Here is an 11073-nt window from a genome sequence, read left to right as displayed (position 1 = left end):
CCCATTTAAATTGCAATGCTAACTTATTTAAATCCGGTAAAAAACGGTTTGTAAGTTCAGTATGAACCACAAAAAAACTCCATTAGAAATAATGGAGTTTTTTAAGTTTAAAGAAAATTACTTTTAAGAGTTTGAATCCTTAGAATGCAATTGGTGCTGCAAGACAACTATCCGGAATGTCAAATGCTTTTACTAATGAGACAGCATCCGGCCTTATTTCCCAGCAAAGCTGATTGACCATCTTGCGTATGGCTTTTGTTTTTATCCCCTCCATGTAGCCATCTTCAAGATACCAGCCTTTATTTTTCTCCATTTGTGAAAGCGCATACAACCGGCATAATTTTGTCACTATTTCCTTGTTTTTCTGATCTTCAATAGCTTGTACTGCTTTTTGAAACTGCTCCAGAACAATTCGCTCCAGATATGCCTGAGCCACATCAATCATGTGGTGCTGCACCACATTAAAGGCATCATAAGGTTCAAGTCCGCCATCAATCAGTTTTTTTAATCGTTTTGCTGCCGATGCCAATATTGTTTTTTCCCTATATTGAAAGGCATCCAGATGAAAGGCATCCTCTAATAAATGATCCTCATCTGTTTTTCGGGTTATAATAGGATTTTTTTTAGCAATAGCAGTTTTAGCAGTCTCAAAAACGTAATTTATTATACCCATAGCATCCATTTCTCCAAATGTCTTGCGGAATTCCGACAACCTGTTTTTAGCAACTAATTGCATTAATACCGTATTATCCCCTTCAAAGGTTGTGTAGATTTCGGTATCATTTTTCAAGGCATCGATCCTGTTTTCTGATAGGTATCCTTTGCCACCGCAGGCTTCACGGCATTCCTGCAAAATAGCAGTAGTACTCCAGGTTGAATACGCTTTCATTCCGGCAGCCAAGGCTTCAATTTCTGGCATTTCAGTTTCTGTTCGTTCTAGGTATCTATTTGTCACGTATTGCAACGCAAAATGAATGGCATACGTTTTTGCCAGCAAAGGCAGTAGCCTGCGTTGGTGTATTCTGTAATTTAAGATTGGAACTTCTGAACCGCCTTCGGGTCCAAATTGCCTGCGTGAGTCGCTATACTGTATTGCAATTGTTAATCCGGATTTGGCTGCCGCCAAAGCAGATCTCGGAATCCCAATTCGGCCGCCAACTAAAGTGCCTAACATCGTAAAAAAACGGCGATTGTCACTTGGAATTGGACTTTCAAATTTTCCTTCATCATTTACCGAAGCAAATCGATCCAACATGTTTTCTTTTGGAATAACGACATTTTCAAAACGAATGGTACCGTTATCAACGCCATTAAGTCCCATTTTATGTCCGCAATCACTAATAGTAATGCCTTTCAGGATTGTACTATTAGTATCCCGTATTGGAACAATAAAGGCATTTACGCCGTAATCCATTTCATCAATAATCAATTTAGCAAATACCGTAGCCATTTGACCGTGTACTGCCGCATTGCCAATGTATTCTTTCTGCGCCTTTTCATGTGGTGTATGAATGATAAACGTTTGGTTGTCGTGGTTATAAGTAGCAGTTGTTTCTAATCCTTTTACATTTGAACCGTGATTGGTTTCGGTCATGGCAAAACAGCCGGGCAACTTTAGCGAACCAATATCTTTTAAGTATTTGCTGTAATGTTTTTCGGTACCTAGTGATTGTATGCTCATTCCCCAAAGCCCGAATTGCACTCCAAATTTAATAACCAGACTTAAATCATGGTAGCTTAATGTTTCCATTATAGCAAAATAATCGGCACTATTTTCACCGCCGCCGTATTTTTTAGGATACGCCATATTTCCCAGATTTTCTTTTGCAAGAATTGTGCACCAATCGTATACTTTTTCACGATAAACCGCTATATCAGTCGAAGTTTCATAGGCAAAATCTGGTCGACTGATGACCGTTTTTACTTTTTTAATAATAGCAGCCTGTTTGCCATCCAGAATCTGAGTTAGTTTTTCTATGTCGAATGTGTTGCTCGTATGATAATTTGAAGTAACGGTTTTTTCCGTTTTTTTTAAATTTGAAACGGCTTCTTCACCTAAAATTCCCAAATCGTTTTCCAGTTTCATAAAATCAGTCGCAAGATCTTTGATAACAGAATTTTTTTCTGCAAGTATCATTGAAACATCAAATATAGATTTCAGCAAAGGATTCTGATCAATAGCAGTATCTATTTCAAATTTCCACTCCGCAAGTTCTATTCTTGAAGGAGGTGCTGAAACCGTTACTTTTGAAAGTAGATATTCCTGCTCTTTTCTGGAAATCCATTGTTGTGAGCGTATGAACTCTTGCAAAGTAACAAACTCTTTTTGAGTTAAAAGATCGTCTGACCAAGCAAGGTAAAATAAAGGAATAAAGGCTTTGAGTTTTGAATTTTCCATAGCACACTTTAATTAAAATAATATTTTCAGTTGGGTTAAGATAGAAAAAATTAATGAATAAAATGACGTAACAACGGGATACTTCTGTATTTAGAGCGGAAAATAACTCTCAAAAAGTATCAAAAAAATTAGAAAATACTGCAATTGGTTTTTCTTTAAGATTCATTAATTTTTATCAAATGAGAAGTATTAGTACTAAAAAAAGCTTTTAATTAATTCAAGGTCAAAGCTCCTAAAATTTCTTCTGATAAAAAAGGACCTCCGGGATATCTGGCCGTATAATCTAAATTCATCCAGATTTGGCCGCGTTCATCAACATGATAAAAGAGTTTTTTTTCTTTGCTTTCATTTACAAAAAGGATATTTTTAATTAGAAAATTTACTTTTTCTAAATCAGTAACTGAACCAATCAAAATTTCCGGATAAATGTGCCCTTTGGTATGAATCAATCGCGGTGTACCGCCAATAGCTTTGATACTGGCTGCCATTAATATTGAATGGTCATCGCAATCACCCGAAAAATAAAGTAAGGACTCCGTGGCTGTTGCTATATAATCCCCGCCTTTTGGATCGCTGACGTAGTTCCACCGATTGTTAATTTCTTTGAAAACTGCAAAACACTGGATAATAGTCCTGTAATCCGAATACCCTTTTATATCTTTAAAATGTTTTGACGTTGCCATAATTGCAAAATTTCTAATTTTAGGATTTTGATATTCTATCGCATTAATAATCTTAGATTTACTAGGGAAAGGAAGTAGCTTAGCAATGATAATATCTTGCGGATATGGATTGTCTGACATGGTATACATGATAGAATTGTAATCTTCAAAAACGCTGTTAAACCCATAATTTCCTATAGTAGAACCATAAATTAAAATTAAAAAATAAAGGATAATACAAAAAAGAATAATCGTTCTCATGAACCGCAAGAGCACTTGAATAACGACTATCATTACTATAAACAGAACGACTCTATCAATATTAAGAGGCCAATTTGGGTTGATTAAATTCTGATGCAAGATGATAAAAACCGGAATGGCAATCAATATGTTCAGGACAAAAATAATAACGTCGTCCCAAGGTTTTGCAACCTGAAATTTTTGTTTAATTCCTTGAAAATTGATTTTTTTTATTTTTATCATGGTAGCATAAAAACAATAATCTAGACTGCTTTTACAATGTCTTCAAAAGTACCTTTTTTCTCGATAATTTTAAGTTGAAAAAGCTGATTTTGAATTTTGTTTAACATTTCAACAGTTAATGGTTTTTGTGACCACTGTGTTAACGACAGCCATTCTTGAATATCTTCTATTTTTTGATGGTAATTTGAAGCCAACGTTTTGTCAATACTTGGAATATCTTTGAAATCTTCTGTAGTTTGATTAATGATTGCCAGAATTTTTGAAATAAGGACTGGATTATTTTTCAAAAATTCTTCTCGAACCGCAATTACAAAACAAGGCCAAGGTGTTGGACAATCCGCAATTCTACGAAAAACACCTTTGTCAACTAATGGTTTGGTCATGAAACGTTCCCACATAAAATAATCTGCAGTTTCGTTTGTCAAGGCTTCAACGGCTCCATCGATAGTATTTACAATTTCAAACTGAAGAGTATCTGTTTTCCATCCTGAATGCAGTCGGGACTGATTATCGGCATTGACATACGCCATTAATTGGGAACCGGAACCCAACCTGGATATGGCAACTTTGGTGTTTTCTAAGTCTGCTACTGTCTTATAATTGGAGTTTGCAGCTACGTGAATTCCCCAAATTAAGGGACTTTCCACATACAGCTGCACTATTTTACTTGGGTTTCCGGCAAGGATATCTTTTACAATTCCTTCGGTTAGGATTATGGCGATATCCGTTTCGCCGTCACGGAGCATTTGACACATTTTTCCGGTTCCTTCGGGAACATCAGTCCATTGTAAATCGATATTTTCTTTTTCGAAATCTCCGCTTTCTATGGCTAAATGCCAAGGAAGATTAAAATGTTCCGGAACTCCGGCTATTTTTATTGTGTTCATTATAGGTTAGGATTTTTTAATTCGTACCAATTCCAAGAAACGCCATTTTCCAGATATTGTTCCGTCATTTTTAGTCCAATTTTTTTTAATATTCTGTTTGAGGCAATATTATCCGTGTGTGCTGCTGCTTCCATAATTTTTATTTTCATTACATTAAAACCATAATCCAGCCAGGCAAAACTGGCTTCGCTGGCGTATCCTTTGCCCCAGAATTTTTCATTTAACCGATAACCAATATCATAGAAATGAACTTTGTTATTTACCATTTCAGTGTTGTATTTTAATCCGGCCCAACCCATTAATTCATTGGTTTTTTTCAAAACAACCACAAATCGCCCAATATTATTTCGAAAGTATTGTGCTCTAACAAGTTCTATATAGGAATGTACTTCGCTAATATCCGTCAATGGTTTGTTCCAAAGATATTGATGTACCTTAGGATTGCTGTCCATTTCAAATAATGCGTCGGCATCTGAAAATAGCATTTCTCTTAAAATTAATCGGTCGGTTTCTAAAATAAGATTCATGTTTTATTAGAAATTTCATGGTTAACGATTTAGTCTGGTAGCAGTGGTATTATGTCATTGCGAGGAATGAAGCAATCACACATTAATATCTTTAAAATTATTCAATTTTGCATACCGAATCATATTGGTGAAGGCTTCCTGATCTAGTTTGGGTATTTCCAGAATGGAGTTCAACAAAGTGGTATCGTATTCGTTGGCAGCTGTAGTAAAATACGGATTTAAATGTTTGCCAATGCTTTCATAATACAGTTTTTCGATGGTGTTTTTGTATTTGAAGTCAAACGAATTTTGTATTAAGGTAAAATTGGTATAGCCCACTTCCCTCATGATTAACTGTAATCCATCTGCCATATTGAAACTTTTATGATGTACAATATTAAGCTGTTCAATATCGTCTCTTTGAAACGTATTTACAATCACTTTTGCCACATAATCCACCGGAATAATGTTCAAAACGGTGTCTTCGTTAACGATAAAACGCACATTTTCTTGTTCTCCTTTTCGTTGGGAAGTAAAATGAAAAAATTTTGCCAAAAGATAAAAAACCATATATTTTGAAATAAAATACGGATTTTCAGTTCCTAACATTTTGCCTCCAATCACACTTGGACGCAGAATTTGAAAAGGCAAACCAATTTTTTTACATTCTTGTGCTATAAAATTTTCCGAATGGAATTTAGCATTTTCATAGGCATTGCGATGCTCGGGTTTGAATCCTAAACTATGAAAATCATTGTCAATTAATCCTTTTCGGTTTCCAGATGAAAAAGCAGTTCCGATGTAGATAAACTTTTTTATGAAAGGATGAAATAGATTGAAAAGGGATTTTGTGATTTTAGTATTCTCTTCAAAAATCTTTTCGCGTTGTTCTTCATCGGTAGATAAATTCACAAATCCAGCCGAATGAATGAAATACGCATCTTTTATTTGGTTTGAAAAAGTGTCCTGAATGACAGCCAAATCAGTATCAATGATTTCAATGTATTCGTGCAGTTTTACTATCCTTTTGTCTTTTATGATTTGTGGTGTATAGCTGCTGGATAAAAGTTCGTTTATTCTATCTAAAGCGGAGTTTTTTCCTTTATTTCGGGCAATAATAAATAGTTTTCCATCAATTTTAGTGTTGATGAAAAGCTCCAGAATTTCATACATAATATGAGATCCCAAAACTCCTGTTGCACCTGTAAGTATTATTTTCATTATCATTTTGTTCTAAAAACAAATGTAGTTTTAAAAAAATTAAACAGCACTTTTTTAAAACTACAAATGGAGAAGATTTTGAAAATTAATTTCTCTATCCTAAAGCAATTTTTTCTAATGTATACGCAATCAATTCATCAACGGCTTTGTATGGATCTTTGCTAAATGTTCCCGAAGCACGATTGGCAATGATGGCGTTTAATGACAATGCATTGTGCCCTAAAAGTGCCGATAGTCCATAAATAGCTGCAGTTTCCATCTCCAAGTTCGTGATTTGGTTGTCACCGAATTTAAAATTATCCATTTTAGAATTTAATGCTTCATCTTGAATATTCAAACGCAACACGCGACCTTGAGGACCGTAAAAACCACCGGCAGTTGCGGTAATTCCTTTGTGCATTTTGTTGCTTTCGATTATTTTTTCCAATTTTTCGGAACATGCGATTACGTATGGTTTTCCTTTTCGTAAATCCCAATTGGTGTGTTTTACAAAAGCATCTTCCATTTCAAGATTCGAAACTTCGTCAATCAAATAGGAGCGGAGCATGTTATCCAATCCTAATCCGAATTTTGATAGTACAAAACTGTCCACAGGAATATCCGCTTGTAAAGAACCCGAAGTTCCAATTCGGATGATATTCAATGAAGTTAGCTTTTCTTTTGGCTGACGGGTTTCTAGATCAATATTGACCAAAGCATCCAGTTCGTTAATAACGATATCAATATTGTCAGGACCAATTCCTGTGGACATTACAGTAATTCGTTTGCCTTTGAAAATCCCGGTTTGGGTTTTGAATTCTCTTTTTTGTGTCGAAAATTCAATACTGTCAAAAAACTGTGTGATTTTCTCCACGCGATTTTGATCTCCTACAAAGAGGATATCGTGTGCAATATGTTCTGGTTTTAAATTCAAATGGTAAACGCTACCGTCTGGATTTAATATTAATTCGGATGATTGTATCATTATTAAAGTATTTTTTCCTCTCCTTAGCCCTCTCCAAAAGAGAGGGAGCCGATTCCTGATTTAGATTGTATTCTTTTATTTCGTTTTGGTTCCTTCCCTTTGGGGAGGTTAGGTGGGGATTACCCTCCCACACGTTTTACTTTAAAGCCTTTTTCTTTTAAAATAATCATTATTTTATCGCGATAATCACCTTGAATAATGATAGAATCATCTTTAAAAGTACCGCCAACACTCAATTTAGTTTTAATTTCCTTAGCAAGAACTTTAAAATCGGCGTCGGTTCCTTCATAACCCTCAATTATAGTGGTTGCTTTTCCTTTTCGTTTTTCGAATTTGCAAATCATAGGCTCTTTTTGAACGTATAATTCGTGTGTCATTTCTTCAATCGGCTCTTCAGGCGATGGTTCGTGATCTGGAAAAAGGTTTTTTAATTGGTCTTGTAAGTCCATATTATATTTAAATTATTTTTTACCACATAGAATCATAGCCATATTTTATAGAATGAGGCGTTTTACTTTTTTACAGTAAAACATTGCTATGTAAATTCAAAAATGGTTTGTATTATTCTGTTCTATCTATGTTTCTATGTGGTTAAAATTATGCTGTTTTCTTTAAGTCTCCACCATTAAAAAAAAACAAAAGACATTAAGCATACACTTAATGTCTTTTGGTATCTGAAGTAAATTTAAGTTTATTTTTTAATAAGTCCCAAATCTACTAAACGTTCGTATAAATAGGCTCCCGAAGTAATGTCTTCGAATTTTTTTGGATGTTCTGCATCAATACAGTTTTCCAAACAATTCAATTTCATATCACTCACCGGATGCATAAAAAACGGAATAGAATACCGTGAAGTTCCCCATAACTCTCTTGGTGGGTTTACCACCTGATGAATGGTCGATTTCAATTTGTTATTCGTATGACGCGATAACATATCACCCACATTGATCACTAATTCATCCGGTTCTGCAATGGCATCAATCCATTCTCCGTTATGATTTTGCACTTGTAACCCTTTCCCTTGCGCACCCATCAACAAAGTAATCAAGTTGATATCACCATGAGCAGCAGCACGAATAGCATTTTCTGGTTCAGACGTGATTGGTGGGTAGTGAATAGGTCGTAAGATTGAATTTCCATCTTTGGCATATTGGTCAAAATAAAATTCATCCAAACCAAGGTGAATTGCCAAAGCTCTTAAAACATAAACACCGGTTTTCTCCAGCATTTGATAGGCCTCCTTACCGGCTACATTAAAACGAGGCAGTTCTTTTACTTCGACATTTTCAGGATATTCAGAAGCGTATTTTGAACCTTCGGATACGTATTGTCCAAAGTGCCAAAACTCCTTCAAATCGCCTTCTTTTCTGCCTTTGGCATGCTCTGTTCCAAAAGAAATATACCCTCTTTGTCCGCCAATACCAGGAATTTCATACCCGTGTTTTGTTTCTAAAGGTAAAGCGAAAAAATTTCTGATTTCACCATACAATTCATCAACCAACTGGTCGTTTAAAAAATGCCCTTTGAGTGCTACGAAGCCAATATCTTCAAATGCACTTCCGATTTCATTTACAAATTTTTGTTTACGTTTCGGGTCGTCCGAAAGGAAATCACGCAAGTCAACACTAGGAATGTTTTGCATACTTTTAAATATTTTTTAATAACTTGAAGGTTAAAAACCTTGCAGATACAAATGTAAAGAATAATTTTATATCTGAATTTTAAAACGTACAAACAATGTAAAAAAATATAACAAAACAATATCAAACTGTTATATTTTTTTATCTTTGAGCCATATAATAAAACGGGAAAAATGACCTTTGACAAAAAAAATCTTACTGACGATCAATTATTAGATTTATATAAAAGAATACTGAAACCAAGACTGATAGAGGAAAAAATGCTGATTCTTATCCGTCAGGGAAAAGTATCAAAATGGTTCTCTGGAATAGGTCAAGAGGCAATTTCTGTTGGTGTTACGGCAGTTTTAGATTCGGATGAATACATTTTGCCAATGCATAGAAACCTAGGAGTTTTTACCGGAAGAAACATTCCGTTGTACCGTCTTTTTTCACAATGGCAGGGCAAAGCCAACGGTTTTACTAAAGGACGTGATCGCAGTTTTCACTTTGGAACCCAACAATATAAAATTATAGGAATGATTTCGCATTTAGGTCCGCAATTAGGTGTGGCTGACGGAATCGCTTTAGCCAATAAACTAAAGAAAAACGGAAAAGTTACTGCCGTTTTTACAGGCGAAGGAGCAACAAGTGAAGGCGATTTTCATGAAGCGTTGAATATTGCTTCGGTTTGGGAATTACCGGTTTTATTTGTGATAGAGAATAACGGGTATGGGCTTTCAACACCTACAAATGAACAATACCGTTGCGAAAACCTGGCCGATAAAGGAAAAGGCTACGGAATGGAAAGCCATATTGTTGATGGAAATAATATTCTGGAAGTTTATAATTTATTATCTGAATTAAAAGCTTCGATGAAAGAAAATCCACGTCCTGTTTTATTGGAATTTAAAACCTTCCGGATGCGTGGACATGAAGAGGCGAGTGGGACTAAATACGTTCCGCAGGAATTAATGGACCTGTGGGCGATTAAAGATCCAGTAGAAAATTATAGAAAATACTTGTCAGAAAATGGGATTCTTACCGCGGATTTTGACGCTGCTTTACATGCTGAAATAAAGAAGGATATTGATGAAAGTTTGGCTATTGCCAATGCCGAACCAGAAATTGAAGCTAATTTAAGTGAAGAACTAAATGATGTTTATAAAACGCATGTATTTGAACAAGTTAACCCTTCAGAAAAAAAAGAAAATATTCGTTTTATAGATGCCATTTCTGCCAGTTTGAGACAATCGATGGAACGCCATGAGAACTCAGTAATCATGGGCCAAGACATTGCTGACTATGGTGGTGCTTTCAAAATCACAGATGGTTTTGTAGCGCAGTTTGGCAAAGAGCGCGTCATCAATACGCCAATTTGTGAAAGTGCAGTGGTTTCGGCAGGAATGGGATTATCTATAAATGGCTATAAAGCAATTGTGGAAATGCAGTTTGCCGATTTTGTTTCGACAGGATTCAATCCAATTGTGAATTTATTAGCCAAATCACATTACCGATGGTTAGAAAAAGCAGATGTTGTAGTCCGAATGCCTTGCGGTGGCGGAACACAAGCTGGGCCTTTTCATTCGCAGACCAATGAGGCTTGGTTTACTAAAACACCGGGATTAAAAGTGGTTTACCCAGCATTTCCGTATGATGCGAAAGGATTGTTGAATACTTCCATAAACGACCCAAATCCAGTACTGTTTTTTGAACACAAGCAATTGTACAGAAGCGTTTATCAAGAGGTTCCTTCTGATTATTATACGATTCCACTAGGAAAAGCGGCTTTGTTGAAAGAAGGAGATCAGGTTACGATCATCTCGTTTGGTGCCGCAGTGCATTGGGCTTTGGATACTTTAGCAAAAAATCCTGAAATTTCAGCGGATTTATTGGATTTAAGAACATTACAACCTTTGGATACCGAAGCTATTTTTGCTTCGGTAAAGAAAACGGGAAGAGTAATTATTTATCAGGAAGACAGTATGTTTGGTGGAATTGCCAGTGATCTTTCGGCAATGATAATGGAAAATTGTTTCAAATACTTAGATGCTCCTGTAAAACGAGTGGCAAGTTTAGACACACCAATTCCGTTTACTAAAGCATTGGAAGATCAATATTTGCCGAAAGGCCGATTCGAAAATGACCTAAAAGAACTATTGACGTATTAATTTTTAAATTATAAGTAGGTTATTTTTAGCGTTTTAATTCTAAAAATAACCTAATATCCAATAGATAATTATGAAAATTAAAATTGTACCAAAACAGCCGCCGCCTAGTTTTTTGGCACCGTAACCTGCGAGAATTGTTTTAAAAAATCCGTTCATCCGTTT

Annotated in this window: 9 protein-coding genes; 1 reads left to right on the top strand and 8 read right to left on the bottom strand. The window is 35.4% G+C overall.

Annotated elements, in window-relative coordinates; translation table 11 throughout:
• Nucleotides 1-139 precede the first annotated feature (139 nt).
• From EKL96_RS06420 to EKL96_RS06385, 8 genes are all read right to left on the bottom strand, one after another.
• Nucleotides 140-2398: an acyl-CoA dehydrogenase gene (locus EKL96_RS06420; protein ID WP_126459755.1), complete on the bottom strand. Its 2259-nt coding sequence runs from the start codon at nucleotides 2396-2398 to the stop codon at nucleotides 140-142.
• Nucleotides 2399-2610: 212 nt separating this feature from the next.
• Entirely contained in the window at nucleotides 2611-3543 is a 933-nt protein-coding gene (locus tag EKL96_RS06415; RefSeq protein ID WP_126451587.1) for a transglutaminase, read from the bottom strand.
• A 20-nt stretch (nucleotides 3544-3563) separates the two neighbouring features.
• Complete coding sequence (locus EKL96_RS06410; RefSeq protein ID WP_126459752.1) at nucleotides 3564-4430, bottom strand: substrate-binding domain-containing protein; 867 nt, start codon at nucleotides 4428-4430, stop codon at nucleotides 3564-3566.
• A complete protein-coding gene (locus EKL96_RS06405) occupies nucleotides 4430-4957 on the bottom strand; it encodes a GNAT family N-acetyltransferase (RefSeq protein WP_126459750.1) in 528 nt (175 codons plus the stop codon). The genes EKL96_RS06410 and EKL96_RS06405 overlap by 1 nt, the downstream gene beginning before the upstream one ends.
• A 75-nt stretch (nucleotides 4958-5032) precedes the next feature.
• A complete protein-coding gene (locus tag EKL96_RS06400; RefSeq protein ID WP_126459748.1) occupies nucleotides 5033-6157 on the bottom strand; it encodes an SDR family oxidoreductase in 1125 nt (374 codons plus the stop codon).
• A 94-nt stretch (nucleotides 6158-6251) separates the two neighbouring features.
• A complete protein-coding gene (locus tag EKL96_RS06395) occupies nucleotides 6252-7121 on the bottom strand; it encodes a nucleoside phosphorylase (protein WP_126451590.1) in 870 nt (289 codons plus the stop codon).
• A gap of 119 nt (nucleotides 7122-7240) precedes the next feature.
• On the bottom strand, nucleotides 7241-7570 hold the full coding sequence (locus EKL96_RS06390) for a translation initiation factor (RefSeq protein WP_126459745.1): 330 nt from the start codon (nucleotides 7568-7570) through the stop codon (nucleotides 7241-7243).
• 242 nt (nucleotides 7571-7812) lie between these two features.
• Nucleotides 7813-8763 carry an isopenicillin N synthase family dioxygenase gene (locus tag EKL96_RS06385; protein ID WP_126459743.1) on the bottom strand — a complete coding sequence of 317 codons (951 nt, stop codon included), beginning with the start codon at nucleotides 8761-8763 and terminating at the stop codon, nucleotides 7813-7815.
• A 171-nt stretch (nucleotides 8764-8934) separates the two neighbouring features.
• Here EKL96_RS06385 and EKL96_RS06380 point away from each other — a divergent pair, with 171 nt between their 5' ends.
• Nucleotides 8935-10911 (top strand): thiamine pyrophosphate-dependent enzyme, encoded by a 1977-nt coding sequence (locus EKL96_RS06380; RefSeq protein WP_126459740.1) that lies wholly within the window; start codon nucleotides 8935-8937, stop codon nucleotides 10909-10911.
• The last annotated feature ends 162 nt before the right edge of the window (nucleotides 10912-11073 follow it).

It is taken from the genome of Flavobacterium sp. LS1R10 (assembly GCF_003968825.1).
Classification (GTDB): Bacteria; Bacteroidota; Bacteroidia; order Flavobacteriales; family Flavobacteriaceae; genus Flavobacterium.
The sequence above is the reverse complement of the archived record's forward strand: the minus strand, read 5'-3'. Positions and strand labels throughout refer to the sequence as shown.